This is a genomic window from Nitratiruptor tergarcus DSM 16512, from assembly GCF_027946175.1.
Classification (GTDB): domain Bacteria; phylum Campylobacterota; class Campylobacteria; order Campylobacterales; family Nitratiruptoraceae; genus Nitratiruptor; species Nitratiruptor tergarcus.
The window spans coordinates 119273-139871 of record NZ_AP026671.1; the positions used below are offsets into that span (position 1 = coordinate 119273).

The 20599-nt window shown below is 36.9% G+C and carries 12 protein-coding genes and 4 pseudogenes; 12 read left to right on the top strand and 4 right to left on the bottom strand.

Features of this window, described 5'->3' with window-relative positions; genetic code table 11:
* The 6 genes from lptE to NITER_RS00710 all read left to right on the top strand — a co-directional run bounded on the left by lptE (position 1) and on the right by NITER_RS00710 (position 8325).
* Positions 1-495, top strand: a complete 495-nt coding sequence (gene lptE, locus NITER_RS00685; protein WP_084274544.1) for an LPS assembly lipoprotein LptE — start codon at positions 1-3, stop codon at positions 493-495.
* Complete coding sequence (locus NITER_RS00690; RefSeq protein ID WP_231988916.1) at positions 492-1619, top strand: bifunctional folylpolyglutamate synthase/dihydrofolate synthase; 1128 nt, start codon at positions 492-494, stop codon at positions 1617-1619. The genes lptE and NITER_RS00690 overlap by 4 nt, the downstream gene beginning before the upstream one ends.
* On the top strand, positions 1592-4441 hold the full coding sequence (mfd, locus tag NITER_RS00695) for a transcription-repair coupling factor (RefSeq protein ID WP_084274542.1): 2850 nt from the start codon (positions 1592-1594) through the stop codon (positions 4439-4441). The genes NITER_RS00690 and mfd overlap by 28 nt, the downstream gene beginning before the upstream one ends.
* 11 nt (positions 4442-4452) lie before the next feature.
* Positions 4453-5256: a TIGR00282 family metallophosphoesterase gene (locus tag NITER_RS00700; RefSeq protein WP_084274540.1), complete on the top strand. Its 804-nt coding sequence runs from the start codon at positions 4453-4455 to the stop codon at positions 5254-5256.
* Positions 5253-5930, top strand: a complete 678-nt coding sequence (locus NITER_RS00705; protein ID WP_084274538.1) for a 3-methyladenine DNA glycosylase — start codon at positions 5253-5255, stop codon at positions 5928-5930. Before NITER_RS00700 ends, NITER_RS00705 begins: the two co-directional genes overlap by 4 nt.
* 469 nt (positions 5931-6399) lie before the next feature.
* On the top strand, positions 6400-8325 hold the full coding sequence (locus tag NITER_RS00710) for a hypothetical protein (RefSeq protein ID WP_084274536.1): 1926 nt from the start codon (positions 6400-6402) through the stop codon (positions 8323-8325).
* Positions 8326-8379: 54 nt separating this feature from the next.
* Here NITER_RS00710 and NITER_RS00715 read toward each other — a convergent pair.
* A pseudogene (locus NITER_RS00715) lies at positions 8380-8726 on the bottom strand (transposase); the annotation flags it as partial.
* A 130-nt stretch (positions 8727-8856) separates the two neighbouring features.
* Between NITER_RS00715 and NITER_RS10230 the strand changes: the two are divergent.
* Positions 8857-9705, top strand: a pseudogene (locus NITER_RS10230) (IS256 family transposase); the annotation flags it as partial.
* Here NITER_RS10230 and NITER_RS00730 read toward each other — a convergent pair.
* Positions 9706-10755 (bottom strand): annotated as a pseudogene (locus NITER_RS00730) (integrase core domain-containing protein); the annotation flags it as partial.
* 45 nt (positions 10756-10800) lie between these two features.
* On the opposite strand from NITER_RS00730, the pseudogene NITER_RS00735 reads away from it, so the two are divergent.
* Together NITER_RS00735 and NITER_RS00740 are read left to right on the top strand one after the other, a co-directional pair.
* Positions 10801-10992: pseudogene (locus NITER_RS00735) on the top strand (transposase); the annotation flags it as partial.
* Between the two features lie 256 nt (positions 10993-11248).
* Positions 11249-16258 carry an RCC1 domain-containing protein gene (locus tag NITER_RS00740; protein WP_281847796.1) on the top strand — a complete coding sequence of 1670 codons (5010 nt, stop codon included), beginning with the start codon at positions 11249-11251 and terminating at the stop codon, positions 16256-16258.
* Between the two features lie 266 nt (positions 16259-16524).
* On the opposite strand, the gene NITER_RS00745 is transcribed toward NITER_RS00740, so the two are convergent.
* A complete protein-coding gene (locus tag NITER_RS00745) occupies positions 16525-18075 on the bottom strand; it encodes a DNA polymerase III subunit gamma/tau (RefSeq protein WP_084274525.1) in 1551 nt (516 codons plus the stop codon).
* Positions 18076-18131: 56 nt separating this feature from the next.
* Here NITER_RS00745 and NITER_RS00750 point away from each other — a divergent pair, with 56 nt between their 5' ends.
* The 3 genes from NITER_RS00750 to NITER_RS00760 all read left to right on the top strand — a co-directional run bounded on the left by NITER_RS00750 (position 18132) and on the right by NITER_RS00760 (position 19876).
* Positions 18132-18677 carry a hypothetical protein gene (locus tag NITER_RS00750; protein ID WP_084274526.1) on the top strand — a complete coding sequence of 182 codons (546 nt, stop codon included), beginning with the start codon at positions 18132-18134 and terminating at the stop codon, positions 18675-18677.
* Between the two features lie 82 nt (positions 18678-18759).
* Positions 18760-19497, top strand: a complete 738-nt coding sequence (locus tag NITER_RS00755; RefSeq protein WP_269457003.1) for a CAP domain-containing protein — start codon at positions 18760-18762, stop codon at positions 19495-19497.
* 22 nt (positions 19498-19519) lie between these two features.
* On the top strand, positions 19520-19876 hold the full coding sequence (locus NITER_RS00760; protein ID WP_084274530.1) for a hypothetical protein: 357 nt from the start codon (positions 19520-19522) through the stop codon (positions 19874-19876).
* On the opposite strand, the gene murI is transcribed toward NITER_RS00760, so the two are convergent.
* Positions 19849-20598 (bottom strand): glutamate racemase, encoded by a 750-nt coding sequence (gene murI / locus NITER_RS00765; RefSeq protein ID WP_084274532.1) that lies wholly within the window; start codon positions 20596-20598, stop codon positions 19849-19851. The genes NITER_RS00760 and murI overlap by 28 nt on opposite strands.
* Position 20599 lies beyond the last annotated feature (1 nt).

Sequence of the window (20599 nt, forward strand, 5' to 3'; positions counted from 1 at the left end):
ATGCGTAGACTCGCCTTTCTTGTAATCATGCTTTTGATGGTGGGTTGTGGGTATAAACCCGCAAAGACCTATATCAAAAGTGTCATTGGAGAGCGAGTCTATGTACAGACTGCACTTTTCTTGCGCGATCCAGAAAATAGTGTTCTTATCAAAGATGCTATCAATAAAGCGATGCAAGAGCGCTTTGGGCGCAATCTTGTATCATATAAAGATGCAGATACGAAGATCTTTGCAAAAGTAAAGAGTCTGCATTTTACACCATTAGAGTATGATCGCTATGGATATGTAGTTTATTATCGCACAAAAGTTCTCATGGAGTTTGAAGTTTTGAAAAGTGGTAAAAAAGAGCACATTATTACACAAGGGCTGTATGATTTTCCTATAGAGCCAAATTCTGTTATTACAGATTCTTTGCGCTTTTTGGCAATTAAAGAGGCAGCCAATAAAGCGATAGATGCATTTATTGCTAAATTATCATTTTTAGGAGTAGATTGAACTTACAGCAGTTTTTATCCACGAAACCCCTCTATTACAAAAAATTCGATCCCACTCGCATGCAGCGAGCTTACAATGTAATAAAAGATAAACTCACATCTCCCCCCATTATCCATATAATTGGAACGAATGGGAAAGGAACTACGGGGAGATTTCTTGCTGGTATGCTCAAACTTGCTGGTAAACGTGTGGGGCACTATACTTCTCCTCATACTGTAGCTTTTAATGAACGTATCTGGATCAATGGAAAGTATATAACTGATCAAAAATTAGAGGAGATGCATCAGCGTTTACAACAGCTCCTGCCCCAAGAGATTGTGCAAGAGCTTAGCTACTTTGAGTATACAACATTTTTGGCAATGCTTGCTTTTGAAGGGCTCGATTTTGCAGTTGTAGAAGCGGGGCTTGGAGGAGAGTATGATGCGACTGCTGTATTTCCAAATATTTTGACACTCGTTACGCCTATAGATTATGATCATCAAGACTTTTTAGGTCAAAGCATAGAAGAGATAGCCACCACAAAACTCAAAGCTGTTAAAAAGATGGCTTTAATAGGTGCGCAATCTCATCAAGAGGTCTTTGCAGTAGCACAAAAACTTGGCATAAAGTATGAAAAAGTTATAATTGATAAAGTCTATAAGGATATCTGTTGGCAAGAGGGATTAGCGCCCTTTTACGCTGCTAATCTTGCTTTAGCAGCAGCTGGGGCAAAGAGAGTTGGCATCGAGCCAGATTTACGCAAAGCTGTGCAGTTTCGTTTGCCAGGGCGTACGCAAAGAGTTGGTAATATTATCTTAGATGTTGGGCATAATCTCCTCGCTGCAAGAGCACTTGCAGCAATTATTGATAAAGAAACAATTTTAATCTATAACACCTATGCAGACAAAGAGTATAAGAAAATTTTAAAAATTTTTGCTCCAAAAATCAAAGAGGTGCAAATTTTACCGGTAAAGAATGAGCGCATTGTAGCGCCCCAAAAGCTACAAGATGCATTAGAAGAGCTGGGTTTGCGCTACAGATTTTTTGAGTGCATTTTACCTGAGGAAAACTATCTTGTATTTGGATCATTTAGTGTAGTGGAGGAGTTTGTTAAACGATGTGGGCTCGCTATTACGAATATTTAAAATCTCACCGGCCAGATATTATCATCACGCACAATGAAGAAGAGACAAAACGTGTAAGTGATGTTGCAAAAGTGTTAGGAATAGCACACTACCTCCTGCCAGATTTAAGAGCTGAAGAGGGTGATGATCTGCGCGTTTTCAAAGAGGAGCTTGATGATCTTTATAGAGTGCTTAATGACTACTATCACGCTCCGAAACTGCTCATTGCCCCTCAAGCTACGATTGCGAAAAAACTGCCTACTAAGAAATATTTTGCAAGAGAAACGTTAGAGTTTGGCGAGCGCATAGATATTGAAAAATTTAAAGAGAAACTCTATCAATGGGGATATACGTTTGTTGATATTATAGAAGCAAAAGGGGAAGCAAGTTTTCGTGGGGATATTATAGATATTTTTCCTCCAAATTTAGTAAATCCTATACGTATTAGTCTTTTTGATGAAGATATTGAATCGATCCGCTCTTTTGATCCCCAGACCCAAAGAAGCTACAAAGAGGAGTTAGAAGAGGTTACGATTTATAATACAAATCTTGTGCGTGATAGTGAATTAGAGAGTGCAATAGCAAGGAGCAGTTTTGATGTTTTTGAAAAAGATATCTACTCTGTTGGCTTTTGGGTAGCACAAAGAGAAGATATCACGCATGGAAAAAGTGTAATTCATACCAAAGAGATCCCAGAGCCCAAAAGTTACAAAGATATCGAAGTTATAAATATTGACAACCTTATAGCTCACAAAAATAAGCCTGTTAAAGTTTGTGTTAAATCTCCTGAAATTGCTCGCAGAAGCTCTATTAAAGATCTTACAAAAGTAACATTTATCTATACCGATGCGATTATTAATATTGAAGGGCCAGATGAGATTATTGTCTCACTCAATAAGCGCAAAAAGCGCAGAGTAAAAAGGGTTGGTGTTGTACTTGATGAGTTAAAGCCTGGCGAGTATGTAGTGCATGAGCAGCATGGTATTGGAATATTTAAAGGCTTAAGGCAAATAGCGATTTTAGGTGCAAAGAGAGATTTTGTAGAGATCGCGTATGCAGGGGAGGATAAGCTTTTAGTTCCAGTAGAAAATCTTGATGTGCTCTCTCGCTATATTGCAGACAGCGGGAGTGTGGCAGTTGTAGATAAGTTAGGGAGCAAATCTTTTAGCCGTCTCAAAGCCAAGGTAAAAGAGAGACTTTTTGAAATAGCTGCCGATATTGTGAAACTCTCTGCAAAGCGGGCTTTGAGTGAAGGAAAAAAGATCCTCATACCGCAAGATATTACACTTTTTCAAAAAGATGCTGGATTTATTTATACTGAAGATCAGCAAAAAGCAGTTGATGCGATTTTGCAAAAATTAGCAAGCGGCAAGATTATGGATATGCTGCTCAGTGGAGATGTGGGATTTGGAAAGACAGAAGTTGCAATGAATGCAATTTATGCTGTTGTCAAAAACGGCTATCAAGCTGCCGTGGTTGTTCCCACTACACTGCTTTCAAATCAGCACTACAACTCTTTGCATGAGCGCTTAAGCAAGTATGGAATAAGCGTTACGAAAATAGATCGTTTTGTAAGTGCTAAAGAAAAAAAGGAGCGTCTCCAAGCACTTAAAGAGGGAAAAATCGATGTGGTAGTGGGAACCCATGCTCTTTTTGGTGCAGAGTTTAAAAATCTTGCTCTTGTTGTCATTGATGAAGAGCACAAATTTGGTGTGAAGCAAAAAGAGAAGCTTAAAGAGTTTAGTAAAGATGTTCATATTCTTAGTATGAGCGCTACACCCATTCCAAGAAGCCTCAATATGGCTCTAAGTCAAATTAAAGATCTCAGTGAGATACGCACCCCTCCAGATAATAGAAAACCTGTACGTACCTATGTAAAAGCCTATGATGAAAAACTCATCAAAGAGGTAATTTTACGAGAGCTACGCCGTGGAGGGCAGGTTTTTTATATTTTTAACTCTATAGCGGGAATTGAGGAGAAAAGAGCCCAGCTTGAGAGCCTCTTACCAGGCAAAAAGATACTCGTATTGCACTCTAAGATTTCAAGTAGCGTTACAGAAAAGGAGCTTGTTAAATTTGCAAATGGGGAGTATGATATTTTACTCTCCACCTCAATTGTAGAGAGTGGTATTCATATGCCAAATGTCAATACCATTATTGTAGAGGGTGCAGATCGCTTTGGCATTGCAGATCTCCATCAACTGCGTGGACGTGTGGGAAGAGGTGGCAAAGAGGGGTACTGTTACTATATTGTAGAGGATAAAGAAGCGCTCACTGAAGAGGCGAAAAAACGCCTCATAGCATTAGAGTCTAACTCCTATTTGGGAAGTGGAGCTGCCCTTGCTTACTACGATCTTGAAATTCGTGGTGGGGGCAATATCATTGGAGCACAACAAAGCGGCCATATAAAAAACATCGGCTATACGCTCTATCTTAAAATGCTTGAAGATACTATTACAAAACTAACAAAAGGGGAGATAGAAGAGGAGAGTGAAGTAGAGCTTAAACTCTCGGTCAATGCCTATATCTCTACAGATTTGGTGCCAGAAGATAGGTTGAAACTCGAGCTCTATCGCAGGCTCTCTCAAGCTAATTCTATAGAGGATGTGAGCGAAATAGAAGAGGAGATTAAAGATAGGTTTGGGCATATTGATGAGGTTACGAGGAACTTTTTAGATCTCATAGAGATAAAAATTCGTGCAAAAGAGCGAGGGATTAAGCGCATAAGCAACTATAATCAAAATATCACAATTGAGTATGCAGACAAAAAAGAGTTAATCAAAGCTCCAAGTAAAGATGACGATGATATTCTCAAGACTACATTGCGATATCTTAAATCATAAAAAGGAAAAGAGTGAAACTTGGATTTATTGGTGATATAGTTGGACGACCTGGACGAAAAATGGTAAAACGCTATTTGTTGGAGATAAAAAAGGAGCTTGCACTCGATTTTGTGGTAGCAAATTATGAAAATGCAAGCCATGGTTTTGGGCTGACGCCTAAAAATGCCAATGAGCTTTTTAATGCAGGCATCGATCTCATGACAGGAGGTAACCACACTTGGGATAAAAAAGATATCTTACCGCTGCTTGAATCTATGCCACTTTTACGACCTATTAATTATCCTGAAGGTGTACCGGGCAGAGGGTATCAAATAATTGAAGATCTCAATCTTGCAATCGTTAATGTTATGGGATATTTCACAATGCCTATGGTAGAAAATCCGTTTATTGCTGCAAACAAAATCGTGGATATTCTCAAAAGTGAGGGAATAGAGAATATCTTTATCGATTTTCACGCTGAAGCTACGAGTGAGAAGCGGGCTATGTTTTTGATGCTAAAAGATCGCATCAGTGCACTTGCTGGAACGCATACGCATGTAGGGAGTGATGATTTGCAAATAGATGGAGGAGCTGGATATGTGACAGATGTTGGGCTTACAGGCTGTAGAGATAATGTGATTGGTATGGGGGCAGATGTACCAATAAAGCGATTTTTAACAGGTCTTCCAGGCCATTTTGATGTACCTGATAAATGTAAAGCAATTTTACAGATGGTGGTTTTTACGTTTGAGAATGGAAGATGTAAGGATGCTTTGAAAATTAAAGCTTATGATGATGAAGGGTGGCAGATAGTACAAAAGGCAAGGATAGAATGATAGCTTATGAGCTTATAAAAAGACTTAAAGAGCTAGGATATATTAAAGATGAAAGAGATCCCTACTGGTGGCCAAAGAGTGGAAGCTTTGAAGTAGTAATTGGGGCAGTTTTAACGCAAAATACCAAATGGGAAAACGTTGAGAAGGCTTTAGAAAATCTCAGGAATACTGTAGGAGGAGAGATAGCACCAGAAAAGATTGTAGCAATTGAACAAAAGAGGTTAGCTGAGCTCATTAAACCAGCTGGATTTTACAATACAAAAGCCTTTCGCATCCAAAAGTTAGTGACAAATATGCTTGAAGAATATGGAAGTTTTGAAGCTTTTGCAAAGAGGCCTTCTCGCAGTTGGCTGCTTAGTCAAAAAGGAATAGGCTTTGAGACAGCAGATAGTATCCTCAACTATGCTTGCTACAGAGATTTTTTAGTAGTTGATGCGTATACTGCAAAAATCATGCGATTTTTGGGATATGAGTTTGAAACATACAGCGAACTGCAAGAGTTTTTGAGTGATTCTATTATTGAAAATTTAGATAGAATTTATGATCTTTACGATAAAGAGCTACCTCTAGCACAAATTTATGCAAGATTTCATGGAAAGATTGTGGAGTTTTGTAAAGATGAATGTAAAGGAAAAAATAGAGAAGAGAAAATAAGAAAATTGCTCTCTTATTAAATGAATTTAAACAATAATAGAAAAAATACTGTTAAGAAATTTTTTCTTAGTTAAGTTATATTTTATTGTATAACAAGTAGCTTTTTGAAGCTGTACCTATAGATTTCCATACCTGTTGAAGCTTGTTAGGTTTTATTTTATAGGTTGTATAAGTTTCTTTCAATCTTTAGCTCTTTATATATTCCATCAGATACGTAGCAATAAGCCAAAGATATGATTCTTTTGGATAGAAATATTGTCATTATTTTATAATTTTTTCTTATCTGCTTATTGATTCTTTCAAGAACACTAGGATAGTGTACACTATCCTAGTTTATCCTTATTTTCCTTATTACATATTATTTCTATTAAAATATTGTAAAAACAAATTATTACTATAAATAGTTTTAGTTTAAGTAAAAATTAATACAAGTAGGAGCATAATGTAAATAAAGTATTTATAAAAGATACAAAACATAAAGGATTTATCATGAAAAAGCTCCTTTTGTTTATCGCATCAACGATATTATCACTTGCATGTTCGATAGATACAAACTATCTTGATTGTTTGACAAAGCATATAACAAAATCGGATGGTTTTGCTGTCAATGGTTTTTTTTATTTGTATGATTTCAATAAAAATGGTCAAATTGAAAGAAACGATTGGATATATTATTCCAATGATAGTAAGAAATCTTATAGACTGTTAGGAGTACAGCCAACATCCGATAATGCATTTGGATGGCAGCAACTCGCTTCATTACCTCAGGATATGGATGAACTACCTACAGGATTTTTTATATACTTAGGATTTTATGGAGATGAGTCGACAGCTTTTTCTTGGATTTATGTGCCTAACAGAAGTGAACCATTTGAAGTATATAAATTGATGGGAACTACACCAACTGGTAGCTTTGTTTACTTTGATCTTGACTGTGATGGATATCCAAATCCACTACCAGATATAGGCTTACAAGCTTTTCAAAAACCTCATGTTCCTTTGCCAGGAGAGGAGACTGGTCAAAATGGTTATAAAATGATTTTCAATTACACAGGGCAATATCAACTCAATTGTGATCCAACTGTTTTTGGTAGTAGTTCCAGTAGCAGTAGCTCAAGTAGTCCAATTATAGGAAAAGCATCTGTACGAATAAAAAGCAATATGCAAGGTTCTGTTTCTCTGCCAGATGGAGCAAAAATATTTGTACCAACTGGTGCGGTGCCATTGGAAGAGAATGGCAGTATAGGAGAGATGATATTTACAATAGAGAAAAAGAATCTCTCAACTCCATATTCTTCAGGTGGAATAAGAATGGAAAATCACATATATGAATTAGGTCCAGAGGGCTTTATATTTTCTAATCCTGTAAAAATTACATTACCTATTTTACCAGGAACAGATCCCAATAAAATAGTAGGTATTGCGACAAAGGACCAGCAAACTGGAAAATGGCATGTAATTCCAAGTAATGTTGATAAAGCAGCTCGTATAGTTACTGCTTCCATTCTACATTTTTCTCCTTATGGTCTTGCATCTTTTGAAGCTGGAACTGATTCTGGAGCATGGGAAAGATGGAAACAGCAACATGGTGGCTATATATATGTTTCAGGTGGGACAGATACTTATGCGCCAAATCCTTTTATGTCTATTGGAGGAAATCCTGGATTACCGGTAAAAGCTGAGTATGGAGTATGTACCGATGGGTATACGATAAGTGATACTGAAGCATATAACAATTGGTTTCAATTTACCAATGACTATAACGTTATTGCAGAAAGTACTGCTGATAACCATCGTAATGATCCTCAAAAAGCTTTTCTTCCAAGTGGTAGTTATAACTTGATAGAATTTGTGTGTAGATCAGAATACAATAATAGAGACCCTTTGTATTTACCAAAATATGATACATATTGGCGCAGGATTTCCCCAACGCCTACGATAATTTCTCCGGGAACCGCATTATATTTTGTTCGTACTGATGATCTTAATGATGGCTCATGGACAAAAGGAACGCCACCTTGTTGGGGAGAGCCGACAGCAGCTACTGGAACTGGTAAGTTACAAATTACATTGACTTGGCATGTGAAAGCGGACATTGATCTTTATGTAACTGATCCAAATGGCAAAACTATCTATTGGTACAATACTATAGTCCCCTCTGGCGGAAAATTAGATAGGGACAATCAATGTGGCAATTTCGAAATGGGTAAACCAGAAAATATCTATTGGGAAAATACTCCTCCAAATGGGACATATAAAGTTGCAGTGGAGTATTATGATTACTGTGGACAAGAAGTACATAATGTTGCATACACAGTGCGAATTGTAAAAAATGGACAACTTCTCGGTACATATACTGGAACATTATCTTCTGAAGGTGATAGGAAAGATGTTACAACTTTTACATATCCATAGTTATAAATTTATAAAAGAGAAAATACTTTCTCTTTTATAAAAATTGGCTCAAGACTAGTTTAGAGGATTATTTTCAAATTTTTTTATAAGAATTTTGAATAAGTCGTTATGACGATTATTGAATCTAAATTCACACTCTTTTAAGTGTAAATTGAATTTATCTTGTGAAAGACCTCTAAATTTATACAATCTCATTTTCTCACAGAGAGTGCAAGCACAAGAGCATAACTCCAAAAAGATTCTATTCCATTGATATGATTCTTACCTCTTGCAAATTCATTATTTCCATGATTGACTCTAAAATGTTTATCATAGCCAACATCGACAAGTACATCATATCCTCTCCATTTATCTGAATAGATTATGCTATCAAATGAAATTTTCCCTCGAATAATGGATAGTGTACACTTTTGTTCGCAATTTAGCTTGAAGACTCTTTAGGGACTTTTCAAGATTTCAAGAATTGAAAAGAGAGAAGAGAGTTGGAAAGACTTCCCAGTGAGAAAAAAGCTTAACGGAGGAAGCCTATCCATGAGGAATAATAGCAAAAAAGAGCTAAAAAATATTTAAAGAGATAATGACACAATTTGTGCTTGAAGATGATCCACTGCTTGCAATGCTGAAATGGATGATGGAGCAGTTGATGCAAATAGAGTCAGAAGCAAAAGTTGGAGCTAAAAAAGGTGAGCATAATAGTGAGAGAAAGAGCTAGTTTAGCGGTTATAGACCAAGAAGATTTGATACAAGACTTGGCGCTGTGTATTTTCGTTTCACTACGTTCACATCACTGCAAGCAGAAGATGGTTCCAAAGATTAGAAAAGGAGGCTATATTCCTTTTTTCATCACAGAGAGAAAAAGGAGTGAGCAGGCATTGATTGCAATGGTATGCAGGCTATGTAAACGGAGTTTCAACAAGAAAGATAGAGCGTTTGGCAAAAGAGCTTGGAATTGAGAATATCAGTGCATCTCAGGTGTCACAAATCAATAAAGGACTCGATGAGCAAGTTGAAGAGTTTCGTAATCGTCCTTTGCAAAAAGAGTATCCTCTCAAATGGGTAGATGCTTTGTATGAGAAAGTGAGAGACTATGATGGTAAAGTAGTTTCTACAGCAATAATGATAGCCTATGGAGTAAATTTAGAAGGAAAAAGAGAAGTATTGGCAATAGAGCTATTTATCAATGAATCCTATGAAACTTGGAAAAACTTCTTTGATAGACTTAAAGCAAGAGGTTTGCAAAAAATAGCACTACTTGTCAGCGATGCACATTTAGGAATCCAAAAAGCTTTTAAAGAGGTTTTTCTTGGTGCTTCTTGGCAAAGATGTAAAGTCCATTTTATGCGTAATATCCTGGCACATGTTCCCCACAAAGCAAAAGAGTGTATAAGTCCAATACATATGGCACTCATAATGATTTTCAAGAAGGTATTGTACCGGAGATTTAAAATTAAGAGAAGAGTGAGGTATTTTGGTATTGTAATCGATGAGCCATTGGGCTAATTTTTTATTGAATGCATCTAAGTCTGTAAAGAGTAGATCTTCATGGTAATTGATAAACTGTTCTTGGATGGTTCTATTAAATCTCTCATTGTGTGCATTCATTTTAGGGCTCCTTGGATATGTCCAGTAGTGTGTAAAGCCTTTTTGTTCAAGCAGAGCGTCAAACTCTTTTTTAAATTCACTGCCATTATCTGAAAGAATTGCAAGTTTACGTTTTTGTTTGATGGAAGTTATTCCATCAATTAAAGCTTCAAGAGCATATGCAGTATGTCTTGCTCTTTTGGATGGAATCGCCACTGCGAATGCAATACGTGTGAGTGGGTCAATCATAGTAAGGATATATCGTTTTATACCGTTTGATACTATTTGGATGGTATCGACTGCCCAGAGTTCAAATGGTTTAGATTTGAGGTTTTTTGGTTTTCTGTTTTTTTGTGTCTTCTTTTTTGGTTTCACTTTTCCTTTTGTATCGATGCGGTAGGGAAAAAGTCTCATTGTATCTGGTGCTTTTGCGATTATTCTTCCTATTGTGGATTCCGAGGGAGTTTTAAGTTCTTTTTCTTCACAAAAAGGTTTAAGCAGGTGGTAGAGTTTTGCTTTGCCGATGTTGGGATATGCTTTTCTTAATCGTTTTATCTCTTTAATAACTTCTATTGGAACTTTTGACTCTCTTACTCTTTTTGGTCTTCGTGATTTTGGATTTAAGGCTTTTATATCGCCATCTGCATCATTTAAACTCTTTTTCCATCGAAAGAGTGTTCTTCTGCTTACTCCAAAAGCTTCAGTTGTTGCTGCTAGTCCATATTTTTCCCAAAACTCCAATATCTTTTTTCTTCTTTTTGCCTCTTCGCTTATCATAAGCGAATTGTAGTATATCCTCTCTAATCTTTTATATCCTTTGAGCCCTGGCAACGTGTATTTGATTTGCACTCCTCACTCTCCCTCTCGGAGTGCCATATGTGTTTGAACTTATGCAGAAGGATTAGTTCAACAAATGTGTTAGAAAGAATCAATAAAGAGATTAGAAGGCGTTCAAAGGTTATTTCTATATTTCCATCAAAAGAATCTTACTTAAGGCTCATTGCTACATATTTGATGGAATATACTGAAGACTGGAAAATTGAAAGAAGCTATATACAATCTGAAAAGCTTCAAAAAGCTGCTTGAATTGATAACTTAAATTTATGATTTGAAAAATTCACTGGGAAGAAATTGCGAACATTTCTTGACATTATCATTTAAGAATCTTTGGTTTACTAAAGCAATGATTATATCAAATAAAAATTTTGCGTGTATTAAGAAAATTCTAATCTTACATTTTGAGATCAAAGCAATTATCTAAGATGGGTAGTTTTTAATGTTATATTAAAAATATAAAAGATAAAATACAATTAAAGATACATAAAAATATAAAGGATCTTCCATGAAAAAACTCCTCTTGTTTTTCCTCTCAGCAATATTTTCACTGGCATGTTCAATTGATACTAATTATCTTAATTGTTTGACAAAGCATATTACGAGAGATGAAGGTTTTGCTATTAATGGTCTTTTTTTTATGTATGATTTTAATAAAAATGGGGATATTGAGAGTAACGATTGGCTTTTCTTTTCTCTTGAATCAAATAAAGCTTACCGGCTTTTAGGGACATCTCCTACTTCATTCAACAAATTCGGATGGAAAGAGCTTGTAACAATACCAAAAGATCTCGATGTCAAGAATCCACTTGCAATGTTTATCAATCTTCGTTTTAAAGGTGATTATGACTCTGCATATTCATGGATAGTTATTCCTTTCTCTGAACCATTGCATATTTATAAACTGACGGGACTTACGCAAACAGGAATAATGGAATATTTTGATCTTAATTGTGATGGAAGAGGAGATCCATTACCAAATATTGAGTTGAAATGTCTTAAAACTCTTCATAAAGTAATTCCTGGAGCAGTACAAGGAAGTTATGAGTTACGCATATATTTCAAATATACTGGAAGTATTCCATTGCAGTGTGACATGGAAGCACTCTCATCTGGAAGCAGCTCAAGTAGCTCAAGTTCTCAAAGTAGCTCTTTATCTTCAAGCTCTAGCATATCAAGCTTAAGCAGTTCAAGTTCAAGTTCTCAAAGCAGCTCTTCATCTTCAATCTCAAGCAGTAGCTCCAGTTCCACTTCCACTTCCTCATGTAGTGCTGCATATGACCCTGCAAAACAAAATACTCTTTTCCCAGGACACTATCCTGGCATGTGGGCAAATGATAGTGCATTTGCAGCACTAAGAAGCGATGGAACAGTTGTTACCTGGGGTGCATTTGGAAATGGAGGTGATAGTTCAAAAGTAGCTGATAAACTAACAAATATAAAAGCTATATACTCTACTTCAGCGGCATTTGCTGCATTAAAAAATGATGGAACAGTAGTTGTATGGGGTAGTACTTATTATAATGCGGGTGATGCAAGTACTGTACAGAATAGATTAACAAATGTAAAAGCTATTTATTCTACTAAGGGTGCTTTTGCAGCATTAAAAAATGATGGAACAGTTGTTACATGGGGTTCATCTGTAAATGGAGGTGATAGTTCGGCTGTAGCTGGCAAGCTTAAAAATGTAAAAGCTATTTATTCTACTAAGGGTGCTTTTGCAGCATTAAAAAATGATGGAACAGTTGTTACATGGGGTTCATCTGTAAATGGAGGTGATAGTTCGGCTGTAGCTGGGAAATTAACTAACATAAAAGAAATCTATCCTAGTGGATGGGCGTTTGCAGCATTGAGAAATGATGGTACAGTTGTTAGCTGGGGAGGTAATTCTTGGGGTGAAAGTATAGATTTATTAACACCGGAGTTATATGAAAAACTTACAAATGTAAAAGAAATCTATCCTAGTGGATGGGGATTTGCAGCACTAAAAAATGATGGAACGGTCATTAGTTGGGGCGGTTATGCGGATAGTTCAGCTGTCAAGAATAAATTAACAGATGTAAAAGCAATATATTCTACCGAATATGCATTTGCAGCACTGAAAAATGACGGAACAGTTGTTACATGGGGTTCATCTGTAAATGGAGGCGATAGTTCGGCTGTAGCTAGCAAGCTTAAAAATGTAAAAACAATATATTCTACTGCAGGAGCATTTGCAGCACTGAAAAATGATGGAACAGTCGTTACATGGGGTGATAGCAATCATGGGGGCGATAGTTCTACTGTAGCTGACAAGCTTAAAAATGTAAAAGCGATATATTCTACTGGATTTGCTTTTGCGGCATTGAAAAATAATGGAACCGTTGTAACATGGGGAAACGGTGCTTTTGGCGGAAATAGTTCAGCAGTAGCACATCAACTAAATAATGTAAAAACTATATATTCTAATCAATTTGCATTTGCAGCACTTAGAAATGACGGAACTGTTGTTACATGGGGTGATTATAATTCTGGAGGAATTAGCTCAGCAGTAGCAGATCAACTTCATAATGTAATTGATTTATCTCCGCCATATACAAGAGTAAACTATGAAAGTTGCACTGCTTCCAGCAGTTCAAGTTCCAGCAGTTCCAGCAGTTCAAGTTCCAGCAGTTCCAGCAGTTCAAGTTCTAGCAGTACAAGCTCCAGCAGCAGTTCTAGCAGCAGCTTAAGCTCTCAAAGCAGCTCTTTCTCTTCAAGCTCCAGCAGTAGTTCCAGCTCCACTTCCACATTTGGTATTGCAAATGACCCTGCCAAACAGACTACTCTTTTCCCAGGACATTATCCAAGTATGTGGTCGAATATAGCAGCATTTGCAGCATTGAAAAATGATGGTACAGTAGTTACTTGGGGTGATAGTGAGAGCGGTGGAGATAGTTCTGTAATTGTTAGTGAATTGCATGATGTAAAAGTAATATACTCTAACGCATCGGCATTTGTTGCACTGAGAAATGATGGAACAGTTGTTACATGGGGTGATAGAGATTTTGGAGGAGATAGTTCCGCAGTAGCGAATCAACTCCATAATGTAAAAGCGATATACTCTACAGGTGGAGCATTTGCTGCACTGAGAAATGATGGAACAGTCGTTACATGGGGTGATAGAGATTTTGGAGGAGATAGTTCCGCAGTAGCGAATCAACTCCATAATGTAAAAGTGATATATTCTACTTGGACTGCATTTGCGGCACTAAAAAATGATGGAACAGTAGTTACTTGGGGTTTATATGGTGGAGACAGCTCCGCAGTAGCGAATCAATTGCATAACATAAAAGCTGTTTACTCAAATTATACGGCATTTGCGGCACTAAAAAATGATGGAACAGTAGTTACTTGGGGTTTATATGGTGGAGATAGTTCGGCAGTAGCGAATCAACTCCATAATATAAAGGCAATATACTCTACGGAGCATGCATTTGCGGCACTAAAAAATGATGGAACAGTCGTTACATGGGGTGATCCAGATGAAGGTGGAGACAGTTCCGCAGTAGCGAATCAACTCCATAATGTAAAAGTGATATATTCTACTTGGCATGCTTTTGCGGCATTAAAAAATGATGGAACAGTCGTTACATGGGGTGATCCAGATGAGGGTGGAGACAGTTCAGTAGTAGCGAATCAACTCCATAATATAAAGGCAATATACTCTACTTTTGATGCGTTTGCGGCATTAAAAAATGATGGAACAGTCGTTACGTGGGGCGATAGTTATGATGGTGGAGACAGCTCCGCAGTAGCGAATCAATTGCAAAACATCAAAGAGATATACTCTACTGATGGCGCTTTTGCGGCATTAAAAAATGATGGAACAGTCGTTACGTGGGGTGATAGTAATTATGGTGGAGACAGCTCCGCAGTAGCGAATCAATTGCAAAACATCAAAGAGATATACTCTACTGATGGCGCTTTTGCGGCATTAAAAAATGATGGAACAGTCGTTACGTGGGGTGATAGTAATTATGGTGGAGACAGCTCCGCAGTAGCGAATCAACTCAATAATATAATAGATTTCTCTCCACCGTATACAAGAGTGAGCTATGAAGGTAGTGGTGCTTCTTCAAGTTCAAGCTCCAACAGTTCAAGCAGCTTAAGTTCGCAAAGTAGCTCTTCCTCTTCAAGCTCTAGCAGTAGTTCCAGTTCTATTTCACAGAGTGAAATCGCATACGATCCTGCGAAACAAACCACTCTTTTCCCAGAGCACTATCCTGGAATGTGGGCTAATGGAGATGCTTTTGCAGCACTAAGAGATGATGGAACAGTGGTGATGTGGGGATTTGGTTATATTCTTCCTACAGAATCTGCTAATTTATTCCAAAACGTAAAAACGATTTATTCTAATTCTATTGGCTTTGCATTTTTGAGAAATGATGGAACAGCCTTTAGTTATAGCGGAGGAAATTTGGAGGAAGTAGAAGATAAGCAACATAAAATAAAGGCAATATACTCTACTACATCAGCTTTTGCAGCATTAAGAACCGATGGAACTGTCTATACATGGGGTTCTAGGGGTTGGGGCGCAGATAGTTCTTCTGTAGCAGATCAGCTTTATAATATAAAAGCTATCTACACTAGTGGAGGTGCTTTTGCAGCATTAAGATATGATGGGACAGTTGTAACATGGGGTGATAGTAATGATGGTGGAGACAGTACTGCAGTAGCAGAACAGCTACATAATATAAAAACAATATTCTCCACGCGGATGGCATTTGCGGCATTGAAAAATGACGGTACTGTAGTTACATGGGGGTATGGCATATATGGTGGAGACAGTTCTTCTGTAACAGAACGACTACATAATATAAAGGTTATTTATTCTACCGAACAAGCATTTGCAGCACTGAAAAATGACGGAACAGTTATTACATGGGGTTGGAAGGGTTCTGGAGGAGACAGTTCAGTAGTGGCGAATCAATTGCATAATGTAAAAATAATATACTCTACTGATAAAGCATTTGCAGCATTGAGAAATGATGGGACAGTAGTTACATGGGGCGATAGTAGTTCTGGAGGAGATAGTTCAGCAGTCGCGAATCAACTGCATAATATAAAAGCTATATACTCTACTACATCAGCTTTTGCGGCGCTAAGAAATGATGGAACAGTCGTTACGTGGGGTGATAGTAATTATGGTGGAGATAGTTCGGCAGTAACGAATCAACTCCATAATGTAAAAGCTATATACTCTAGTAGATCAGCTTTTGCCGCGTTAAGAAATGATGGAACAGTTGTTACGTGGGGTGATAGTAATTATGGTGGAGACAGCTCCGCAGTTGCGAATCAACTCCATAATGTAAAAGCTATATACTCTAGTAGATCAGCTTTTGCCGCGTTAAGAAATGATGGGACAGTTGTTACATGGGGTAATAGGTTTGAAGGTGGAGACAGTTCAGCAGTAGCAAATCAGCTTCATAATGTAATTGATTTCTCTCCACCATATACAAGAGTTAATATTGAAGAGAACTCTGCTGCTTCTAATTAATATAGCGGCAAATTCTCTTTATCAGTTATGAAAAAGGTATGGGAGTAGGAGGATCATTTGAAATTCTTTCTATAGTTTAATATATATATATATATGATATCAACAATTATCATTTCTTGCTAAAAGGTAATAATGTTTGTATTTTTTTAGTGGAAATGTAAAAAACTGTAATATATCGTTTTGATCATCTCTTTTTCAATGATGTATGGATAAATAAATATCTTAGAACTTGAAGTATTTCAAAAGGATAATATAGAAAAATTCTTTCACACCTTCGGTTTCACCACGACCCGTTTGGCCTTAAAAAGCTCTTTTGCTTTTTGTACTAGGGGGTCGTTGAGGATATCTTGCGCTTCGATCTCTTTTGCTGCAAGGCCTGCCTCTTTTTGGATGCAACTACCGCCAAACTCTGCCTCTTCTACCATAGATGAGCAGCTACTCTCATCCTCCTTTGGAGGTTCTACTTTTTGAATCTTTGTCTCAACACCAAAGATCTCTTGGATAAAGTGGCGAATAGTGGGAAAGGAGAGCTTGAGTTTTTCTTTGCATGCTCCTTGTGGATTGCTTTGCCATTTGAGCACACCATTTTCAAAGCTTACAAATTTTACACTCTTTTCAAAGCACTCTCCTAGCTCATAATTGCGATCATAGAGTTTATCGATAAGCTTTTGGAAAGGATCTTTGCTGCTTTTTTCTGCTGACTTTATAAGAGGTTTTTGAATATTTTGGGGTTGCTTGGGCTTTTGCGTAGTAGTTGGTATTGTATCGCTTTGTTCGATTTCATTAATAATATCTTCAATTGTTTTAATTTTAGTTGCTTCAAGGAGTTTGAGCATTGTAAGAGTCAAAACAAACTCATCATCACTGCTATAAAAGAGAAGATTTTTACTCTCACTCAAAATCTTAAAAAACCTCTCATAGAGCATCAAAGAAAATTTTGGGCTTTTCTTAAAAAGCTCCTCTTTGAGATAGATTATCATTTCATCAAGAACCATTTCACTCTGATAATCACGAATAGAGGTGATTTTTTCTAAAACTTTTTCCCTCTCTTGATTTAAAATGAGTGAATAAATTTCTTCTATCTCTTTTGGATCCACTAGACCCAACATATTTGTGACACTCTGTACGGTAATCTTACCTTTAGCATAGATGATAGCTTGATCCAAAAGGGTAAGAGTGTCGCGTAAGCTTCCGCTGCCACTTCTAGCAATTATCTGCAAAGCCTCTGGTTCAAACGCTACATTTTCGAGGTTAAGAATATGTTCAAGATGGTTAAGAATATCTTTTTGGGCAATCTTTTTAAAGCGAAAATGCTGTGTACGGCTAAGAATCGTTGCAGGAAGTTTCAAAGGATCGGTAGTAGCGAGTATAAATTTCACATACTCTGGCGGCTCTTCAAGAGTTTTTAAAAGAGCATTGAAAGCCTCTTTTGTAAGCATATGGACTTCATCGATAATAAAGATTTTAAATCTGCCTTGAGCTGGTTTATATTTTGTATGCTCAATTAAGTCTCTAATATCATCAATCTTTCTATTGCTTGCAGCATCCATCTCAATAATATCAATATGGCGATTTTCATTAGCTGCGGTGCAGTTTTCACACTTTTCACAAGGTGTACTAGTAGGTCCTTCATCGCACAGGAGGCATTTGCTAAAGATTCGAGCAGTACTTGTTTTTCCGCTACCGCGAAGACCACTAAAGAGGTAGGCATGGCTGAGTTGATTGGTATCGAGTGCACGTTGGAGTGTCTGAGAAATCGCCTCTTGTCCTATCAAGTCTTCGAAGCGCTTAGGACGGTATTTCAGAGCCAATGTCAATGCTGATCCTTTGTAAAGATTGTATAATTATACTTCATCATCTTTAAAGGTTCGCTATGAAAGCGGGATTACTTTTTGTTATCATCGTGCTCTTGCTCTTTCTCTTTTATAGAGATAATTCAAGAAAAGTTGCACTGCACAATGGAGTGCTTAAAATCTACGATAAAACATGCTCTTTACAAATACCTGTGCAACCATTGAAACATGAAAGCGATCTCATAGATGAACTGATGATTGAAAGGGACTATTTAAAGCTGCCAAATAATCAAGAAATAGTTTTAGAAAGCATTGATCTTACAAATGTGCAGCATACAATAGGTATTCCCTATAATGAATTAGTGACATATATTTTTGACATGCATGTTAAAGAGTTTTGGCAAAAGAGTGGAGTTGCTATATATGAGGGAAAATTTTATGTAGCAGTTTTTTACAAAACAAAACATGAATTGGAACTTTTATATCCTCTTGATAAAACTTTAGCTATGGCTATAAAAGAGTGCAAGAAGCCAGAGTGGAATGCGGTAAAACTTCCCACACCTCCAAAACCAAAATGGGATATGCGCCTTATCATTACAGAAGGACTTATAAATAAAAATATATAAAATATTTACGCTTTTAAGCATTTTAGTCCTCTTTTTTGGTTGTGCGCAAAAAGCTTCTTTACAAAAGCATTCCAATGAATATATTGGCTATAACTACCTTAATTCGTTCCGTAATGTTCTTGGAATGATTCTTTTACAAAGAAATATTGCATTAGAAAAAGCTGCTTCTTCACATGCGGCATATTTGGCATATCACCAAACTCATGGGCATATAGAATCACAAGATAGTATTGGCTTTAGTGGAGAGAATGCAGGTAGAAGGGCAGTACATTTTGGCTATGCAACTTATGATGTGAAAGAAAATATTGCCTACAGTAAAGATCTTAATAGGTCAATTGCAATACTCTTTGCTACTATCTATCATAGATTAGGCTTTATGGACTGGAGTATCGATGAAGTGGGCATAGGGTATGCAAAGAGTGGTGCTACCGTTTTTGTTATGGGAAATAATGCTTTGCAAAAAGCTTGTCAAAAAACTTTTGCCAAAAGTGGCAGAGTATTTACAAATGTATGCAAAAGACCTCTTACTACTGCGCAGTATCAAAAGGCTATACAAACAAATCAAAAGAAAAACCCACCAATTATTTTTTGGCCAGTAAAAGATATTCCAGTTGTGCCTTTTGCTTATCCTGAATCACCTAATTCTTTGAAGTATAAAATTGTAGGATATCCTATTGCAGTTCGTTTTAATCCCTACTATTTTAGCGAGCCACCAAAAATAGTTGCATTTTCATTGCAAGATATGAATGGTACTCCTGTGCAAATTCTTCAACAAATAGATAGTTCTGAAGATCCCATACATATTTTTTTCAGATTTTGATTTTGCCTTTGTTCCAGAAGTTTTGGAGTGCGACAAAAGATATAGAGCAGTTTTTGTCTATCGATATAGAGGAGAAGAGTATCTTCTTCGTTGGTATTTTTCAACTAAAAAGCTTCCAAAAAATTTTTTACAAGCTAACCAAAAACTCCTATTTGTTCGCCCCAATGTGTGGTACAATCTATACTGGAGAGCGCAAAATCCACAAGACAAAATAACTACCTATCATTACTACTGCTCTAAAAGCGTAGAAGTAGAGGGGTATATAAAAGATATAAATACTATTGTGCTTTGTGTGCGAAGAGAAATTGGCCAAAGAGTAAAAATAGTGCTTTCTAACGGAGAGTCTATTTTTTATATTTGCGAGAGTGAAAGCCACTGAGCAGCAACGCGTTTGAGCTTTTCAGGATTTTCAGAGGCAAAGAGTTTAAGTGAAGGTGTTTTGTTTGATTTTTTTATATGAAATGTGCTTTCTAAATGCTCAACAATTGCTTCTCCTGAATGGATGAGAAGGGCTTTATTGTAAAAGTAACTACTTATTTGCTGTGCAATAAGTGGGAAATGGGTACATCCTAAAATAATGGCTTCAGGATGGAAATCTTGAAAATAGTGGTGCATTGTAGCTTTTAATACTTCGCCTTCAAAAATCTCCTCTTCAACTAGTGGTACAAAAAGGGGAGTAGCTTTGGCGGTGAAATTTGTGTAGCCTCTTTGTTGCAAGAGATTTTGATATTTTTGGCTCTCTATTGTTGCTTTAGTCCCAATAATGAGGATATTACTCTTTTTATTTCGCAGTTTTTTTTCAAGGGCTAACACTCCCGGCTCAATGACACCTACCACAGGAAAGGAAGCTACCTCTCGCAGCTCCTCGATTGCGTGGGCACTCACAGAGTTACAAGCAGTTATTAATATATCGGGCTCAAAATTTTTAAAAAACTCTAATGCTTCTAATGAGTAGCGAATAATTGTGTTTTTATCTTTTGGCCCGTAAGGTACGCGTGCAGTATCTCCAAAATATACAATCTCATCAAAGAGTTTGTGTGCTAGGAGACTCTTAACAACAGTAAGCCCCCCTATCCCACTATCAAAAACAGCTGCACGCAAA